Annotated in this window: 16 protein-coding genes; 7 read left to right on the forward strand and 9 right to left on the reverse strand. The window is 70.7% G+C overall.

What is annotated here, in order from left to right; genetic code table 11:
• Positions 1-126, forward strand: a 126-nt coding sequence (locus HAV40_RS39270) for an elongation factor 1-alpha C-terminal domain-related protein (RefSeq protein ID WP_420837242.1), incomplete at its 5' end; no start/stop codon positions are given.
• 201 nt (positions 127-327) lie between these two features.
• Here HAV40_RS39270 and HAV40_RS36755 read toward each other — a convergent pair.
• From HAV40_RS36755 to galE, 4 genes are all read right to left on the reverse strand, one after another.
• Complete coding sequence (locus HAV40_RS36755) at positions 328-771, reverse strand: GNAT family N-acetyltransferase (RefSeq protein WP_166388929.1); 444 nt, start codon at positions 769-771, stop codon at positions 328-330.
• Positions 768-2,147: an SPFH domain-containing protein gene (locus tag HAV40_RS36760; protein ID WP_166388930.1), complete on the reverse strand. Its 1,380-nt coding sequence runs from the start codon at positions 2,145-2,147 to the stop codon at positions 768-770. The genes HAV40_RS36755 and HAV40_RS36760 overlap by 4 nt, the downstream gene beginning before the upstream one ends.
• Before the next feature lie 191 nt (positions 2,148-2,338).
• Positions 2,339-3,421: a galactokinase gene (galK, locus tag HAV40_RS36765; RefSeq protein WP_239086583.1), complete on the reverse strand. Its 1,083-nt coding sequence runs from the start codon at positions 3,419-3,421 to the stop codon at positions 2,339-2,341.
• Positions 3,418-4,392, reverse strand: coding sequence for a UDP-glucose 4-epimerase GalE (gene galE, locus HAV40_RS36770; RefSeq protein WP_166388931.1), 975 nt, complete (start codon positions 4,390-4,392; stop codon positions 3,418-3,420). Before galE ends, galK begins: the two co-directional genes overlap by 4 nt.
• 229 nt (positions 4,393-4,621) lie before the next feature.
• On the opposite strand from galE, the gene HAV40_RS36775 reads away from it, so the two are divergent.
• Positions 4,622-5,608 (forward strand): hemolysin family protein, encoded by a 987-nt coding sequence (locus HAV40_RS36775; RefSeq protein WP_166388932.1) that lies wholly within the window; start codon positions 4,622-4,624, stop codon positions 5,606-5,608.
• Between the two features lie 143 nt (positions 5,609-5,751).
• Here HAV40_RS36775 and HAV40_RS36780 read toward each other — a convergent pair whose 3' ends face one another.
• Positions 5,752-7,173, reverse strand: a complete 1,422-nt coding sequence (locus HAV40_RS36780; RefSeq protein ID WP_166388933.1) for a sigma-70 family RNA polymerase sigma factor — start codon at positions 7,171-7,173, stop codon at positions 5,752-5,754.
• Positions 7,174-7,274: 101 nt separating this feature from the next.
• Between HAV40_RS36780 and trpS the strand changes: the two genes are divergently transcribed.
• Both trpS and HAV40_RS36790 read left to right on the forward strand, forming a co-directional pair.
• Positions 7,275-8,306: a tryptophan--tRNA ligase gene (trpS, locus tag HAV40_RS36785; protein WP_166388934.1), complete on the forward strand. Its 1,032-nt coding sequence runs from the start codon at positions 7,275-7,277 to the stop codon at positions 8,304-8,306.
• A 28-nt stretch (positions 8,307-8,334) separates the two neighbouring features.
• Positions 8,335-8,856, forward strand: a complete 522-nt coding sequence (locus HAV40_RS36790; RefSeq protein WP_166388935.1) for a 2'-5' RNA ligase family protein — start codon at positions 8,335-8,337, stop codon at positions 8,854-8,856.
• A gap of 135 nt (positions 8,857-8,991) precedes the next feature.
• Here the strand turns inward: HAV40_RS36790 and HAV40_RS36795 are convergent, their stop codons facing one another.
• From HAV40_RS36795 to HAV40_RS36810, 4 genes are all read right to left on the reverse strand, one after another.
• On the reverse strand, positions 8,992-9,414 hold the full coding sequence (locus HAV40_RS36795; RefSeq protein WP_166388936.1) for a hypothetical protein: 423 nt from the start codon (positions 9,412-9,414) through the stop codon (positions 8,992-8,994).
• 7 nt (positions 9,415-9,421) lie between these two features.
• Positions 9,422-10,471, reverse strand: a complete 1,050-nt coding sequence (locus tag HAV40_RS36800) for a YhjD/YihY/BrkB family envelope integrity protein (RefSeq protein ID WP_239086581.1) — start codon at positions 10,469-10,471, stop codon at positions 9,422-9,424.
• 201 nt (positions 10,472-10,672) lie between these two features.
• On the reverse strand, positions 10,673-12,298 hold the full coding sequence (locus HAV40_RS36805) for a glycoside hydrolase family 13 protein (RefSeq protein WP_166388937.1): 1,626 nt from the start codon (positions 12,296-12,298) through the stop codon (positions 10,673-10,675).
• A 361-nt stretch (positions 12,299-12,659) separates the two neighbouring features.
• A complete protein-coding gene (locus HAV40_RS36810; RefSeq protein ID WP_166388938.1) occupies positions 12,660-13,676 on the reverse strand; it encodes a LacI family DNA-binding transcriptional regulator in 1,017 nt (338 codons plus the stop codon).
• Between the two features lie 268 nt (positions 13,677-13,944).
• Between HAV40_RS36810 and HAV40_RS36815 the strand changes: the two genes are divergently transcribed.
• From HAV40_RS36815 to HAV40_RS36825, 3 genes are read left to right on the forward strand one after another with little or no spacing between them, the layout of a single operon-like run.
• Complete coding sequence (locus HAV40_RS36815) at positions 13,945-15,195, forward strand: sugar ABC transporter substrate-binding protein (RefSeq protein WP_166388939.1); 1,251 nt, start codon at positions 13,945-13,947, stop codon at positions 15,193-15,195.
• A 9-nt stretch (positions 15,196-15,204) separates the two neighbouring features.
• On the forward strand, positions 15,205-16,836 hold the full coding sequence (locus tag HAV40_RS36820) for an ABC transporter permease subunit (protein ID WP_166388940.1): 1,632 nt from the start codon (positions 15,205-15,207) through the stop codon (positions 16,834-16,836).
• Positions 16,833-17,678, forward strand: a complete 846-nt coding sequence (locus HAV40_RS36825) for a sugar ABC transporter permease (protein ID WP_166388941.1) — start codon at positions 16,833-16,835, stop codon at positions 17,676-17,678. Before HAV40_RS36820 ends, HAV40_RS36825 begins: the two co-directional genes overlap by 4 nt.
• Positions 17,679-17,702: the final 24 nt, after the last annotated feature.

Here is a 17,702-nt window from a genome sequence, read left to right on the forward strand (position 1 = left end):
CTGCGCACCACCGTCCCGCTGATGGCCGACGAATACCGCCGCAACCGCACCACCGGCGGCTTCATCATCATCGACGAGGCCACCAACCGCACCGTCGCCGCAGGCATGATCATCGAAGCCGCCTGACGACCGCGCGAACCCCGAAACCGCACCCTCCCCACCGGGAAGGTGCGGTTTCGCCTATCCGCCGCCGATCCCCCCGCTCTCACGCTCCGGTAAACGATGGAGATCGCTGTTTCGGGTCCTAACCTGCGGTCTCACCTGACAATGTGACCCGAAACAGCGATCTTGGCGTGTGAAGGGTCGGCGCGTTGACGTGCGCCGTCTTCACAGGGCGAGGTTGAGGGAGGTGTATCCGTCGACGGGGGCGAAGCCGAGGGCGGTGTAGAGGGCGAGGGCGGCGGTGTTGTCGGCTTCGGTCTGGAGGGCGACGCGGCGGGCGCCGTGGGTGCGGGCCGCCGACACCGTCTCGGCCAGCAGGGCCCGTGCGTGGCCGTGGCCGCGGTGCTCGGGAGCGACGTACAAGTCGCGGATCATCCAGAAGGTGCCGAGCGTCAGCGACGCGGGCATCACCAGCACGGTTAGCAGGCCGCAGGGGCGTCCGGCGGCGAAGGCCGCGCCGATCCGCATACCCGCCGTGTCCGACTGCTCCTGGAGCCACTGCCGGGTCGCGCCGTACGCCCGCTGCTGCCCGTAGTGGGCGCGGTAGTCGTCGAACAGCTCGGCTACCGCGCCGAACGCGGCGTCGGACGGGCCCACCCAGGCGATCATTCGCGCGACGCCACCGCCGACCGGATCGCGGTCACCGCGGCGGCCAGCTCGGCGACGATCCCGGACAGGCTGCCGCCGTCCGCGCCGGACAGGTTGACCGTACGCAATTCGTCGGGCTTGGGGAGCTTGGCGACGATCTCCGGGAGCCGCGCGATCAGCTCGGCCTGCACCGCCTCGGGCGAGCGCCCGTTGGCGATGTCCTGGCTGACCCGGTCGCGCTCCAGCTCCAGCAGCGCGGCGGCGTGCAGCTGCTCGGCACGGTCGCGGGCGACGGCCAGCTCGTGGTCGAGGGTGAGGCGCTGCAGCGTCTGCTCCAGTTCCAGGCGTAGGCGGCGCATCTCGGTCTCCTGCGCGTGCCGCTGCTGCTCCAGCTCCAGCTCGTGCCGGGTGGTCTCGCTGGCCTGGCTGGCCAACGCGCGGGCGTCGGCCTGCTCGCGCTCGCCCCGGCGCAGCCGCTCGGCGGCGTCCCGGTCGAACGCGGCGGCGGCGTTGCGGGCCTTCAGGTCGACGAGTTCACGGTCGTTCTCCAGGCGCTGCAACTGGTCCAGGCGCTGGGAGGCCAGCTCGCGGCCGGTGATGATCTCCTGTGCGCCGAGTTCGGCGAGCCGGGCGAGCTGGCCCTGCTCGGAGCGGAACGGCTTCTGCAGGTTCTCCCAGAGCCGCGCCGAGGTGACCACGGCCTCCTTGATCTGCACGGTGACGATGCGCAGGCCGAGGCCGGTGTCGCTGTCGCCCGCCCCCTCGGCGACGCCGCGCAGCCGGGCGGTCAGCTCCTCGATGATGGGCTGCTTGTCGCTGAGCACCTCGTGCACGCTCATAGTGGCGACCTTGTCCTTGATCGCCGCTTCGGCCTGCTCCTTGAGCTGCAGGTTGACCAGCCGCATCGGGTCGGACGCGTCGCCGAAGTCGAGCTTGCGGTAGGCGGTGGCGATGTCCTGCACGATCCACTGAACGTACGCCTGGACGAGCACACCCTGCAGTTCGCGGCAGATGCAGAACGCGTTGAGCAGGATGGTCTGCATGGTGCCGGGCACCACGAGGTAGGAGTCGGTCGCCGACCGGTAGCGGAAAGACGTGCCGAGTCCCAGGTGCAGCGGCTTGTCGCGGCCGCGCCGGGTGTGCACCACGAACGCGTTCGGCGGGACCAGCACGGTCTTCCACGGGCCGAAACCGGTGACGCGTACGTCCACGGCGGTGGGCGGGGTGGTCGCCGCCTCGGCGGCGCTGCGCCGGGCCCGGTTGCTGGTGTCGCCGCCGCCACCGGCGGGTGCCGGGGCCTGGACCATGGGGGCCTTCTTGACCCGCAGGTCCTGCTCCAGTTGTGCCGACTGGGCCACGACCTGGTCGAGGTAGGTGTTGCGCTCCGCGGAAGCCATGCGCGGCATCCTGCCCCATGCCCGCAAGACGGTCCACTGTGGTGTCGGGAAGGAAACCGTTGCCACGGTGGAGGTTGTCGAGCCGCTGCGGCGCTCGCCGCTCGGGCCGGGGAGTGGTGCTCGCGAAACGGCGTGCTCGTTTCGGGACTCTCCTGCGTCCCGAACCGAGCACGCCGTTCCCGTGATACCTGTCAGGAGAGGCGGTGCGCTCCGGGGGAGGGCAGGGCCAGGAAGGTGGTCGGCGGGTTGAAGCCGCGGGCCGCGAACGCGGCCGTGACGGCTTCGGCCACGGTGGCGGCCTTCTCGGCCTCGACCAGGGCCAGCACGCAGCCGCCGAAGCCGCCGCCGGTCATCCGGGCGCCGTACGCGCCGGCGGACAGGGCCGTCTCGACGGCTTCGTCCACTTCGGGCACCGTGATCTCGAAGTCGTCGCGCATCGAGGCGTGCGAGGCCGTCATCAGCGGGCCGATCTCGCGCAACCGGCCCTCGCGGAGCAGGGCGATCGTGTCGAGCACACGGGCGTTCTCGGTGACCACGTGGCGGGCGCGGCGGAACAGCAGCTCGTCGTCCAGCCGGGACAGGTCGTCCAGGGTCGCGTCGCGCAGCGCGGGCACGCCGAGCAGGGCGGCGGCGCGTTCGCAGGCGGCGCGGCGGGCGGCGTACTCGCCGTCGACGAGCTGGTGCGGGGCGCGGCTGTCGATGACCAGGATGGCCAGGCCCTGACCGGCCAGGTCGAGCGGGACGTGCTCGGTGGCCATGCTGCGGCAGTCGAGGAACAGCGCGTGGCCCTCGCGGCACAGCGTCGAGGCGGACTGGTCCATCACCCCGCAGGGCATGCCGACGTACGCGTTCTCGGCCCGCTGGGCCAGTAGCGGCCGCCGCTCCAGCGGGATGTCGAGCCCGCCGAGATCGGCCAGCGCGGCCAGCACCGCGCATTCGAGCGCCGCCGACGAGGACAGGCCCGCGCCGCCGGGCACGTCGGAGTCGATGGACAGCCGCGCGCCGGGCACCTCGTGGCCCGCGTCGCGCAGCACCCAGACGACGGCGGCGACGTACGCGGCCCAGCCGGTGACCGGCTCGGACAGGTCGAAGGTGACGGTCTCGCCCGTCAGCGTCGAGCTGACTGTCCACTCGGGACGGTCGAGCCGGGACGCGGTGACGACGGTGCGCTGCGGCAACGCGAACGGCAGCACGAAGCCGTCGCAGTAGTCGGTGTGCTCGCCGATCAGGTTGATCCGGCCCGGCGCGGCCCATACGCCGTGGTCGATGGTCACAGCCCGCTCCGGAAGAAGGTCCAGGCGTCGGTGACGATGTCGCGCAGGTCGGTCTTGACCGGCGCCCAGCCGAGTTCGGCCCGTGCCTTGTCCGACGAGGCGACCAGTTCGGCCGGGTCGCCGGGGCGGCGCGGGGCCATCTCGACCGGCAGCGGGTGGCCGGTGACCTCGCGGACCGCGTCGACGACCTCTTTGTTGGAGAAGCCGGTGCCGTTGCCGAGGTTGTAGATCCGGTGCTCGCCGGGGCGCGCCGCGTCCAGCGCCAGCAGGTGGGCCTGGGCCAGGTCGCCGACGTGGATGTAGTCGCGGACGCAGGTGCCGTCGCGGGTCGGGTAGTCGTCGCCGAAGATGGCGAGCTTCTCCCGCTGCCCGGCCGCGACCTGCAGCGCGATCGGGATCAGGTGGGTCTCCGGGTCGTGCCGCTCGCCGATCGCCGTGCCGTCGGGCAGCACCAGCGCACCGGCCACGTTGAAGTAGCGCAGGCTGACCGCGGCCAGGTCGTGGGCGTGCGCCTCGGAGGCGATGGCCATGTCGACGGCGAGCTTGGTCGCGCCGTACGTGTTGACCGGCTTGGTGGTCGCGGTCTCGGTCAGTGGCAGCTCGGACGGGTCGCCGTAGGTGGCCGCGGTCGAGGAGAACACCAGGCGCCTGACCCCGGCGGCGCGCATCGCGTCGAGCAGCGCCAGCGAGCCGACCGTGTTGTTGTCCCAGTGCAGCTCGGGCTGCGCCATCGACTCGCCGGCGGCGATCAGCCCGGCGAAGTGCAGCACCGCGTCGAACCCGGCGTCGGGGGTGAGCACGGTGGCGGTGTCGTGGATGCGCGCCTGCACGAGGCGGGCCTCGGCGGGCACCTGGGAGGCGTCGTTGCGGGACAGGTCGTCGAGCACGACGACCTCGTGTCCGGCGTCGACGAGCAGCCGCGCCACGGCGCTGCCGACGTATCCGGCGCCCCCGGTGACCAGTACCTTCATGTAAGACGCTCCTCGAACTGCTCGTGCGGGCCAGCGTAGCCCGCGCCGTGGCGGTCGTGTCGTATCGCTATCTCATCATATTCAAACATAAAGCAACAGGCTTCAACGTCGGCGGGTGGGTTGTCGGCTTGCCGTCGGGCACCCGCGAAATCCCGGAAATCGCGGTCGCAGGGCTGGCCGTGGCGCTCGTCATGCGGGGCCGGTAATCCGGGAACGCTAATATGCGCCCATGTCCGTGCCTCGGCAGAACACCCCCCGCCAGCGGGATACCCATGGTCGTGAGCCGCGCCGCCGGGAGCCCCGGTTACGTCCGCCCGGGCGGGTGGCCCGTGCCGTGGCACCGGCCATCGTACGGGCCGCCGACGCGCTGACGCGCTGGACGAGCCGCGTGCTGGGGGTCGAGGCGACCGCCGGGCGTGAGCAGATCACCGAGGCCCAGCTGCGCGAGCTGATCGCCGTGAACACCGCTCTCGACCCGGAGGAGCGCCACATCATCAGCAAGGCGCTGTCGCGCTCGGCGGCCACGCTGCGCGAGGTGATGGTGCCGCGCACCGAGGTGTGGTTCCTCACGACGGCCATGACGGTCGCGGAGGCCATCGCGGAAGCCCGCGAGGCCGGGCACACCCGCCTGCCGATCGCCGACGGCAGCCACGACGACGTCGTGGGCTTCGTGCACCTGCGTGACCTGCTCTGGGACGAGCGGCCCGAGCGCTCGGTGCGTGAGCTGTCCCGCGAGGTCAAGCGGCTGCCCGCGAGTAAGCCGGTGCTCGCCGCGCTGTCGGAGATGCGCCGCGAGCGGCACACCATCGCCGTCGTCGTGGACGAGTACGGCGGCACCGCGGGCATCGTGACCCTCGAAGACCTGATCGAGGAACTGGTCGGGGAGATCCACGACGAGTACGACGAGACCCCCTCGGCCCAGGCCCCGGGCGGTCCCGCGCCGGACGAGGTCGACGGCATGATCAACCTCGCCGACTTCGCCGAGCGCACCGGGATCACGCTGCCCGCCGGGCCGTACGAGACGGTGGGCGGCTTCCTGATGAGCGCCCTGGGACGGCTGCCCGCCGTCGGGGACAGCGCCACGCTGGAGGCCTATCGGCTGACCGTGCTCGCCCTGGACGGCCGCCGGGTCGCCCGGGTCCGGCTGATCCCGGTCGACCTGACCCCCGCCGACCCGCTTCCGGTGGACCCCACCCCGCTGCCCGACCTCGCCTGACCCGCGCGGGGCGGCGGCTGATGATCGCCGTTTGCGGTGAAAAAGTGAGGTCTCACCACACATTCCGACCTAAAGCAGCGATCACCACTGGCAGGCGCGTTGGGAAGGTGCCCTTCCTTCGGTGCGGTGGGGTGGTGGGGTGGTTAGCGGATGGGGAGTTTGTGCCAGGTCAGGCCGTTGGGGGAGATGGCCACCCAGCCTGCGCGGAACAGGTCCAGGGCGACGTAGCCGTCGGAGGTGGCGCGTAGTTGGCCGACCGTGGGGAGGGTGCCGCCTGCGGGAGTGAAGGTGGCGCCGAGGTCGGTGCTGAGGTAGAAGCGGCTCTCCGGGCCGGCCGTGAGGATGCGGCCGTCGGGGAGGTAGACGGGCTCGCCGAGGGGGGTGAAGCCGGCGCCGTCGGAGACGCGTACCGGCACGCGGCCCGCGTACACGGCGATGATCTTGTTGTTCTTCAGGGCGAACGCGAGCACGTCCTCGCCGCGCACGGTGGCTGTGACGCGGTCCGCGTCGGGCGCGCCGGGCAGGACGTGGCGCTGCCACCGGACGCCGTCGGCGGTCGAGGCGAGGTAGGCCGTCCCGCCGTCGACGCCGCCCGCCCAGGACAGGCCGGACGGGGTGCGGCCGCGCGCGACCCAGGTGACGGTGAAGCCGGGGTCGCCGGGCGCGGTGGGCGGCTTCACGCCGGGGTCGGTGACGACCTGCCAGGTCTGGCCGCCGTCGGCGGTGCGGGCGAAGGCGGGCGCGCAGGTCGGCAGCTCGCGGCTGGTGCAGGCGGTACGCAGCCAGCCGGTGGAGCCGCCGAGCTCGAACTCGGTGATGGAGCCTGGGATGTCCGGGGCGGTGGCGGGGTTGAAGATGCCGTCGATGACCAGGCCCGCGCCGGAGTACACGGGTGCGGGCGGGGCGGTGACCGGCGCGGACGGCGAGGCGGCGGTCTGGTCGGGGGTCAGCTGTGGCCGCCACGGCTGGAAGACGCCCACCGCGGCGATCAGCAGCACCGCGGCGGCGCTGGCGGCCTGCGCGGTGCGGCGGCGGGCCTTGATCCGGCCCGCGCGGACCTGCACCTGCGCCAGCGGTGGGGCCTCGACGTCGTCGAGCAGCCCCCGCAGCGCGTCCCGGCCCCGGGAGAGCCGTGACTTGACCGTGCCCACGGGGACCTCCAGCAGTTCGGCGACCTCGCCCAGGGGCAGATCGGCGAGGTAGTGCAGGACGATGACCTCGCGATACCGGCTGGGGATGGTCGCCAGCGCGTCGCGCAGATCGGTGTTGTCGGGCTCCGGCGCGGCCGCGGTCACCCGGGTCAGCGGCCGTTCCCGCAGCAGGATGGTGTCGAGCAGCTGGCGGCGTCGCCACCGGCGGCGTACGACGTTGATCGCGACGGTGCGCAGCCAGGCCTCGGGCGCGTCCACATCGCTCAGGCCGTGCCGCCGGGCCAGCGCGCGGGCGAAGGCCTCCTGGACGGCGTCCTGTGCCTCGGTCAGGTCGGTGGTGAACGCGTAGACCTGCGCCACCAGCCGGCGGTACCCGGCGTGGTACAGCTCACCCAGCTCGTCCTGCGCGGTCATGCTCTCCCCGGTCCCTCGTCTCGGCGACTGTAGTGAGTCGCGCCACCGGCTGCCGGTTCCCAGGTTCGTGGCCGGAACCTTCGGATGGGAGAATGGCGACCATGTCCTTCGACGCGACCCAGCACAGCAAGCCCCGGGTGCTCTCCGGGATCCAGCCGACCGGCGGCTCGTACCACCTGGGCAACTACCTGGGCGCGGTGCGCAACTGGGTGGGCATGCAGGAGACGCACGACGCCTTCTACTGCGTGGTCGACCTGCACGCGATCACCGCCGGGCACGACCCGCAGCTGCTGCGCGAGCGCACCCGGGTCAGCGTGGCGCAGCTGCTGGCCGTGGGCCTCGACCCCGCCCGCTGCACGATCTTCGTGCAGTCGCACGTGCCCGAGCACGCGCAGCTCGGCTGGGTGATGAGCTGCATCACCGGCTTCGGCGAGGCCAGCCGGATGGTCCAGTTCAAGGACAAGTCGAGCAAGCAGGGCGCGGAGCGGTCCAGCGTGGGCCTGTTCACGTACCCGATCCTGCAGGCCGCCGACATCCTGCTCTACCAGGCCGACTCGGTGCCGGTGGGCGAGGACCAGCGCCAGCACCTGGAGCTGACCCGGGACCTGGCGCAGCGTTTCAACACACAGTTCGGCAAGACGTTCACCCTGCCGCAGCCGCACATCGTCAAGGAGACCGCCAAGATCCTCGACCTGCAGGATCCGAGCGCGAAGATGTCGAAGTCGGCGTCGACCGGCAACGGCTTGATCGAGCTGCTGGAGCCGCCCGCGAAGATCGCCAAGAAGATCCGGTCGGCGGTCACCGACACCGGCCGCGACATCGTCTTCGACCCCGAGGCCAAGGCGGGCGTGAGCAACCTGCTGACCATCTACTCCGCGCTGGCCGGCCGCCCGATCCCCGAGCTGGTCGAGGCGTACGCCGGCAAGGGGTACGGTGACCTGAAGAAGGACCTCGCCGAGGTGGTGGTGGAGTTCGTGACGCCGTTCCAGCAGCGCACCGAGGAGTATCTCAGCGACCCGGCGCAACTGGACAAACTGCTGGTCATCGGTGCCGAGAAGGCCCGTACCGTCTCGGTGCCGACGCTGGCTACGGTTTACGACAAGATCGGCTTCTTGGCCCCCGCGGGCCGGTAGCAACGGCGAGTTCAACCTGGAGGCGTGGGTGGAGCGCACCATCGGTATCGCGATCGGCATCCCGCAACCGTGGGGTGCCGAACTCGACGCGGCCCGCGCCTCCACCGGCGACCCGCTCGCGGCGCTGATCCCCTCACACGTCACCCTGCTCGGCCCGACCATGCTGCCGGTCTCCGCCGCACTGGACCGCGACATCGACGAGCTGCTGGCGGGCGTCGCGCAGCGGTGCGCGCCGTTCTCCATCCAGCTGCGCGGCACCGGCACCTTCCGGCCCGTCAGCCAGGTCGTCTTCGTGGCGCTGGCGACCGGCATCGGGGAGTGCGAGCAGCTCGCCGGTGCGATCCGGACCGGCCCGCTGGCCCGCGACCTGGCCCACCCGTACCACCCGCACGTCACCATCGGCCACGATGTGCCGGAGCCGGCCCTCGACGACGTCTTCGACCGGATGGCCGACTACTCGGCCCGCTTCGACGTCGACCACTTCACCCGCTACGAGCACAACGGCAGCGGCAGCTGGCAGCCCATCCGCGCCTACCCCCTGCGGGGCTGACGCTCCGGCCTGCCCGGCGCGCTCCACCCGGCACCCCGGCGCCTTCCGCGCGCCAAGACCTGCAGTTTCGGGGAAACCGCACGAATCGAGCCACTCGATCGTGCGGTTTCCCGGAAGGTTCAGGAGCGTCCGGCGTCAGGAGCCGGTGAGGCGGGCGGAGATGCGGGCGAAGCCCGCCTTCAGGTCGGCGGCGCTGGGGGCCTCGACGACGTGGTCGTCGTGGTCATGGTCGTGGTCATGATCGTCATCGTCGTCCGCGTCGTCGTCGAGTACGTCGTCGATCTCGTCGGCCTCCTGCGCGGCCAGGTCCTGCGCGTTGGCGATCTCCGCGCGGATCTGTTCGAGCGAGGTCGCCGGCAGGAGTGGTTCGACCACCGCCATCAGGTCCTCGTCGGCCACGACATGCTGCGCGAGCGCGAGCGCGTGCGGGCGCTCGTACGGCCCGCAGACGACCGGCTCCCACTCCTCGTCGTCGTCGAGCGGTCCGAAAGTGATGATCCAGGGAAGGTCGAGCTGCGGCGATCCGGCCGGCAGCTCCAAAGTCACGAGTGCACCCACGCGACCATCATCGAGCTTCGCGGTGCTTTTCGGGGGCCTTCGGCATATCCGGCGCGTCGGAGTCGTCCGGAGCCTCCAGCCGGGCAGCCCGTTCCGCGGTGTCGTCCTCGGTCTCGGCCCGGACCGCCTCGGCTTCGGCCCTGGCGATGTCGCCGGGCGGGATCCACTCCAGGTGGTGCTTGCGCGGCCGCCCCCAGGCCAGGTCGAACACCTTGCCGCGGGAGGAGGTGGCCGCGTAGGCGACCGCCCACAGCACGATCTGGTTGAACAGGTACAGGTACAGCAGCAGGCCGACGGACGCGGCGACCGCGACGTACGCCGGGTTGTTCTCGGTGCGCTGGACGAAGTAGCGGCCGAACTCGTTGAGCAGGGTCAGGCCCACCGCGACGATGCCGATCGCGGGCAGCAGCCGCCGCGGGGTCATGTGCACCCGGGGCAACACGGTGACCAGCGCGAACCCGATCATCGCGTTGACCAGGATCTTCACCGCCAGGATGCTGACCATCAGCCAGAACGCGCCGCTGGTGCCCGGCAGCAGGTCGAACAGGGCGGCCAGGCCGTCGATCGCGGTCAGCGAGACGCCCATCAGCAGACCCAGGGCCAGCAGCATGCCGAAGTCGGTCAGCCGCAGCACCAGGAAGTTGCCCGGGTGCTGGTCCAGCCCCCAGATCGCGCGCTGAGACGAGCGCCAGGCGTCCACCCAGCCGATCCCGGCCAGCACCAGGCTGATCAGGCCGACGGTCCCGATGGAGCCGGCCGCGGTGCGCAGCTGCTCGGTGTTCACCGCCGGGAAGTAGTTGACCAGGAACCGGTCCACGTCGGCCACCAGTTCGGCGTTACCGGAGAAGACCTTGACCAGCACCGCGTACGCCACCATGGTCAGCGCGAACGCGGCGAAGAAGGCGTAGTAGGCGATGGCCGCCGCCAGCCGCCCGGCGAGCACGTCGGCGTAGCGCTCCTTCATCCGCCACAGGTGGTCGAACGCGGCAGACCGCTTGCGCGCGCTGTCCACCAGCGCGTCATACCGTGCGCCGACGACCTCGGTCGTCCGCTGCACCCACCCCACCACACCCGCCACCCCCTCATCCTCCCCGACCCCCACACCACCCCGCCGCCCGATCCCCCTCCCCCACACCCACCCGCCGCCCCCCTCTGCCGCAAGTCTTAAAGAGTCGCGCCCTCCGGAAGGTCCGGAGGGCGCGACTCTTTAAGACTTGCGACCCGGGGCCGGGCCCGGGGCCGAGGTGGGCGGTGGGGGTCAGGCGGTGAGCCAGACGGTGGTGTCAGGGGGGAGGTGGCCGTCGGGGTGGAGGGGGCCGCTGGTGAGGAGGACGTCGCCGGTGAGGTTGAGATCGGCGAGGTCGAGGGGGTGGTCGGTGATGTTGACGACGACCACGGTGCCGGGGTCGCGGCTGAAGGCCAGTACACCCTCGGGAGCGTCGAGCCAGGTCAGGGTGCCGCCGCCGAGGGCGGGCAGTTCCTTGCGCAGGCGCAGCGCGGCGCGGTAGAAGTTCAGCGTCGAGTCCGGGTCGGACTCCTGCGCCTGCGCGGTCAGCGCCTCCCACTTCGCGGGCTGCGGCAGCCAGGGCGTGCCCAGGCCGTCCGGGTTGAACCGGAAGCCCTCGTCCGCCGTGCCGCCCCAGGGCAGCGGAACCCGGCAGCCGTCGCGGCTCTCGCCGGTACGCAGGAACGACGGATCCTCACGCAGCTCGTCGGGCAGGTCCAGGACCTCGTTGAGGCCCAGTTCCTCGCCGTTGTAGAGGTAGGCCGAGCCGGGCAGCGCCAGCATCAGCAGGGTGGCCGCGCGGGCCCGGCGCAGGCCGAGTTCGCCGTCGCCGTACCGGGTGACGTGGCGGAACTTGTCGTGGTTCGACAGCACCCAGGTGGTCGGGGCGCCGACCAGGGCGGCTTCGGCCAGCGACTTGTCGATGATGGCGCGGAACGACGCGGGGTCGAAGTCGGCCATCATGAAGTCGAAGTTGAAGGCCTGGTGCAGCTCGTCGCGGCCGATGTAGCGGGCCAGCCGCTCCGGGGACTCGACCCACGCCTCGGCCACGGCCATCCGGCCGCCGGGGTACGCGTCCAGGATGGGCCGCCACTCGCGGTAGATGTCGTGTACGCCGTCCTGGTCGAAGTAGGGCAGGCGCTCGCTGCCCAGCATCTCGACCTGGCGGCCGCCGTCGTCGGACGAGCGCCCGACCGAGGGCAGCCCGGCTTCCTTGATCATGCCGTGGGCGACGTCGATGCGGAACCCGTCGACGCCCCGGTCCAGCCAGAACCGCAGCACGTCGCGGAACTCCGCGCGCACCTCGGGGTTCTCCCAGTTCAGGTCGGGCTGCTCGGGGGCGAACAGGTGCAGGTACCACTGGCCGTCGGGCACGCGGGTCCAGGCCCGGCCGCCGAAGATGGACTCCCAGTCGTTGGGCGGCAGCTCGCCGTGCTCACCCTGGCCCTCGCGGAACATGTACCGCTCGCGCTCGGCCGAGCCGGGCGCGGCCGCCAGCGCCTGCTGGAACCAGGCGTGCTGGTCCGAGGAGTGGTTGGGGACCAGGTCGACGATGATCCGGATGCCCAGCGCGTGGGCGTCCTTCATCATGTCGTCGAAGTCGGACAGGGTGCCGAAGCGCGGATCCACGTCGCGGTAGTCGGCGACGTCGTAGCCGCCGTCGGCCAGCGGCGAGGTGAAGAACGGGCTCAGCCAGATCGCGTCGACCCCGAGCTCGCGCAGGTACGGCAGCTTGCCGCGCACGCCCTGCAGATCACCGGTGCCGTCGCCGTCGGCGTCGGCGAAGCTGCGCGGGTAGATCTGGTAGACGACGGCATCGCGCCACCAGTCGTCGTTTGCCTGCGTGGTCACTGGCAGTCCTTTCCAGGGGTGGCGCATGAGCGGCTGCGCGGGCTGTCGGTCGAGCGGGGAGCGGGGCCGCTGGCAGGGGAGGAGACACGCTGCTCAGCGGGCCGGGAGGCGGGCGCGGGCGGCCGAGAGAGCGATTTCTCGCCGCCCATGCCACGGCGGCCGGGCAGCGCGACGTCCACCGTGCCGGCGACGGCGGTGGCGCGGCTGCTGCGGCGCATGTTTTCCTCCAGGAGCGAGCGTCTCGCGGGCTAGGAACGCCGCGAGGACCCATGAAGGATGTCGTGCAAGTTGCGCAAGAGTCAAGCAGAGGATTTCAGAAAGTTTCAATCGTCATACTGACCGAACGTGACCGTCCGCCGGGGCGTCGGGGAACGTCGGGTCCGCCGGATCAGCCGCTGTGGGCGGCGGTGGACCCCCGAACGACCAGTTCCGGACGGAAAATGTACTCCGAGTGCGGCGCCGGGTGCCCCTTGATCTCGTCCACCAGGGCACGCACGGCCGCCACGGCCATCGCCCGGACGGGCTGGCGCAGGGTGGTCATCGGAGGGTCGGTGAAGGCGATCAGCGGCGAGTCGTCGTAGCCGACCACCGAGACGTCCGTGGGCACCTGCAGGCCGCGCTGGCGCACCGCGCGGATCGCGCCCAGCGCCATCAGGTCCGAGCCGCACACGAAGCCGGTCACGCCCTTGTCCAGCAGCCGCGACGCGGCGGCGTCGCCGCCCTCCACGCCGAACAGGGACAGCGAGATCATCTCGTTGATCTGCGCGTCGGTGAGGTTGAGCAGGCGGCGCATGGCGGCCCGGTACCCCTCGATCTTGCGCTGGACCGGCAGGTAGCGGTCGGGGCCGGAGATCAGGCCGATCTTCTTGTGGCCGAGTGCCACCAGGTGGGCCACGGCCAGCTCGCCGGCGGCGCGGTCGTCGCAGGAGATGAACGGCGCCTCGATGTTCTCGGCGTACCCGTTGACCAGCACGATCGGCAGCGGCCGGGCGAGCAGCTTGCGGTAGCGCTCGGGGTCGCTGGTCGAGTCGGCGTGCAGGCCGGAGACGAAGACGATGCCGGAGACCTGCCGGTCGAGCAGCATCTCGACGTACTCGTCCTCGGTCACGCCGCCGGGGGTCTGGGTGCACAGCACCGGGGTGAAGCCCTGCTGGGCCAGGGTCGTCTCGATGATCTGGGCGAACGCCGGGAAGATCGGGTTGTCCAGCTCCGGGACCACCAGGCCGACCAGGCCCGCGCTGCGCTTGCGCAGCCGGGCGGGGCGCTCGTAGCCCAGCACGTCGAGAGCGGTCAGCACGGCCTGCCGGGTGTCGGCGGAGACGCCGGGACGGTCGTTCAGCACCCGGGAGACGGTGGCTTCGCTCACCTCCGCCTGCTGGGCGATGTCAGAGAGTCGTGCGCGCATGGCGGCACTCTAGCCGAAGACAGCCGGATGTTGATATGGGCACGTTGCAAGGTCTTCCATTGCTTGCAAAGGCTTGCTAACCTCCCGGCAACAAACTCCGTAACACGGATCACAACCCCGGCAACGGGGTGCTGTGGTGCGTCACCGTTTTTGGAAGGCCTTCCAGAAGCGGTGATTCTGTCGACCCCTCTCGGCCGCTCGGGCGCGTGGATTCGCCCGTCGCGGTCACCCCCGGGTCACCTGGGTGACCCTTCTCGAAGGAGTGCTCATGCGCATCCGTACCGCGGGTGTGATCGCCGCCGCCGGGCTGCTGATGCTCGGTGTCGCGGCTTGCGGCGGATCCGGCGAGCCGGCCGCCACCCCCAGCAAGGACAAGGGCAACGGCAAGCTCGTGCTGTGGACCGACCCGACCCGCGCCCCCGTGCTCAAGCCGTTCGCCGAGGCGTTCGGCAAGGAGAACGGCGTGACGGTCGAGGTCAAGGAGATCAGCGAGAACCAGCAGCAGACCTTCATCACCGCCTCGCAGCAGGGCAGCGGCCCGGACATCATGGTCGGCGCGCACGACTGGATCGGCAACATGGTGCAGAACGGCGCCATCGACCCGGTGCAGCTGACCGCCGAGCAGAAGGCCGCGTTCCACCCGAACGCGATCAAGGCGGTGACGTTCAACGGGCAGATCTACGGCGCGCCGTACGCGATGGAGAACGTGGCCCTGATCCGCAACACGGACCTGGTGCCCACCGCGCCCGCCACGATCGAGGACCTGATCAAGGCGGGCAAGGACCTCAAGGCGGCCAAGAAGGTCCAGGAGATCCTGTGCGTGCCGTTCGGCGCGGCGGGAGACGTGTACCACACGTATCCGCTGTTCTCGGCCGCCGGCGGCTCGCTGTTCGGCAGCACCGCCTCCGGTGACCCGGACCCGTCCAAGGTCACTGTGAACACCCCCGAGTCGATCGCCGCGCTGGAGAAGATGAAGGCGCTCGGCGAGAAGGGCGAGGGCGCGATCAAGACCTCGATCGGCAACGAGAACGGCATCCCGAGCTTCGTGCAGAAGAAGTGCGCGTTCCTGATCTCCGGCCCGTGGTCGATGAACGACGTCAAGAAGGCCGGCTTCGCGTACGACATCACCGCGGTCCCCGGCTTCGCCGCCGGTGGCCAGGCCAAGCCGTTCCTCGGTGTGCAGGCGTTCTACGTCGCGGCCAAGGGCAAGAGCAAGGTGCTGGCCCAGGAGTTCGTGGCCAACTACGTCACCAACAAGGACGTGGCTCTGGCGCTCTACAAGGCCGACCCGCGCCCCGCGGCGCTGACCGCCGCCGCCGACGCGGTGAAGAGCCTCGACCCGAACGCCGAGAAGTTCGTGCTGGCCGGTGCCAACGGCATCCCGATGCCGGCCATCCCGGCCATGGGCGCGATCTGGGGCCCGATGGCCAACGCCGAGGTGGCGGTGGTCAAGGGCGGCGACGCCAAGACCGCGGCCGAGGCCGCCGCGAAGGCCATCACCGCCGAGATCAACAAGTAGTCCTGCCTCATGACCACCGAGGTGACGGGTGCGGGGAGCACGGGCTCCCCGCACCCGGGGCAGGCCCCCGACCAGCGATCCCGGGGTGGGCGGCGCGGTAAGGCGGAGCAGGTCGGCCGCACCCGCGAACTGTCCACCGGCTTCATCGTGTCGCGTATCGCCGTGCTCGGCATCGTCGCCGCACTGCTGATCTACGCGCTCCCGCCGCTGATCCAGACCGAGGCGTGGACCGCCCTGGCCGTCGTCGGCGTGGTCACGGCGCTCGTCGCCTACCTCTACCTCACGCCCCGCCACATCCCGGCGAAGTACCTGGTGCCGGGCACGATCTTCCTGTTCGCCTTCGCCATCGTGCCGATCGTGCTGACCTTCGTCACCGCGTTCACCAACTTCGGCGACGGGCACCGGGGAACCAAGGCCGAGGCGATCCGGGCCATCGAGACCAGCTCGGTGACCCAGGTGCCGGGCTCCCCGGAGTACTACCTCACCATCGCCGAGCGCGACGGCGAGATGGTCTTCCTGCTGGTCGATCCGGCGACCAAGGCGGTCCAGGCGGGTACGGCCGACGGCCTGTCCCCGGTCGACGGGGCCGAGGTGTCGCTGACCGGCAAGGTGCTGTCTGCGGCCGGATACACCCTGGTCCCGACCGCGCAGGCGGCCGAGCGCGACGCGGAGATCTCGGCGTTCTCGGTGCCGACCGCGGGCGGCGCGGTCAAGGCCACCGGCCTGAGCCGCGCGTTCGAGGGCAAGGCCGACAAGTCCTACGACGCGGCCTGCGACTGCGTCACCAGCCCGAGCGGCGGCCGGTGGGTGGCCGACGAGGTCGAGGGCTACTTCGTCGACAGCGAGGGCAGGCACCTCGACCAGGGCTGGAAGGTCGACGTCGGGTTCGCCAACTTCACCAGGGCGCTGACCGACCCGACCATCTCCGGGCACTTCCTCAACGTGCTGGTCTGGAACTTCGTCTTCGCGATCAGCGCGGTCGCGACCACGTTCGCGCTCGGCATGATCGTGGCGCTGGCGCTGCACTCGCCCCGGGTACGCGGCACGAAGTTCTACCGCATCGTCCTGATCCTGCCGTACGCCATGCCGGGCTTCGCCATGCTGCTGATCTGGCGGGACATGTTCAACACCGACTTCGGCCTGATCAGCAAGCTGTTCGGGGTGCACGACTGGCTGGGCACGCCCACTACGGCCCGGCTCGGGCTGATCGTGATCAACCTGTGGATGGGCTTTCCGTACATGTTCCTGGTGATCACTGGTGCGCTGCAGGCCGTGCCACGGGAGCTGACCGACGCGGCCCGCATCGACGGCGCGTCCGCGTGGGCCGGGTTCCGGCGGGTCACCCTGCCGCTGGTGCTGGTGGCGCTGACCCCGCTGCTGATCTCGTCGTTCGGCTTCAACTTCAACAACTTCAACAACATCAAGCTGGTCACCAACGGCGGGCCGTACGCGATCGACAACAGCACCGTCGGCGCGACCGACCTGCTGATCAGCTACACGTACCGGGTCGCGGGCTTCGACTCCGGCGTGGCCGACTTCGGTTTCGCCGCCGCGATCTCGGTGTTCATCTTCGCGATCGTGGCCACGGTCTCCACGGTGGCGTTCTGGCGCAGCCGGGCGCAGGAGGAGGTGTACTCGTGAAGTGGCTCCGAGAGGTCGGCTGGCGCTACGCGGTGGTACTGCTGGTGTGCGCGTTCGCGCTGTTCCCGGTCGTGTTCGTGGTCTCCGCCGCGATCAACCCGCTGGGCACGCTCGGCTCGACCGGGCTCATCCCGGAGGGCGCGAGCCTGTCCAATTTCCACGACCTGCTCACCGGCGACCACCCGTTCGCCCAGTGGTTCCTGAACTCGGTGGTCATCGCGCTGATCTCGGCCTTCGCGGGCCTGCTGATCAGCGTGGCGGCGGCGTACGCGTTCAGCCGGATGCGGTTCCGGGGCCGCCGGGTGGGCCTGCTGTCCATCCTGCTCATCCAGATGTTCCCGCAGTTCCTCGCGATCGTGGCCATCTTCATCGTGTTCACCGACGTCACCGAGCTGTACCCGGCGTTCGGCTTCAACAGGCCGTGGGGCCTGCTGATCCTGTACCTGGGCGGCGCGCTCGGCGTGAACACGTACCTGATGAAGGGTTACCTGGACACGGTGCCCAAGGAGATCGACGAGTCGGCCACCATGGACGGCGCGTCGCACGTGCAGACCTTCTTCCGCATCATCCTGCCGCTGGTCGGCCCGGTGCTCGCGGTGACGGCGATGCTCTCCTTCATCGGCACGATCAACGAGTTCCTCATCGCCAACGTCTTCCTCCGCGACACCGAGGCGAAAACCCTGGCAGTGGGCATGTACGGCATGCTCACCGACAAACGCGACGCCAACTTCGGCATGTTCGCCGCCGCCACCCTCCTGACGGCCATCCCCACCGTGAGCCTCTTCCTCTGGCTCCAGAAGTACATCGTCAGCGGCCTGACCGCCGGTGCGGTCAAAGGCTGACGCCCCGGCGCGCCGCTCGTGCAC

The organism is Catellatospora methionotrophica (assembly GCF_011297335.1).
In the GTDB taxonomy this organism is placed as follows: Bacteria; Actinomycetota; Actinomycetes; order Mycobacteriales; family Micromonosporaceae; genus Catellatospora; species Catellatospora methionotrophica.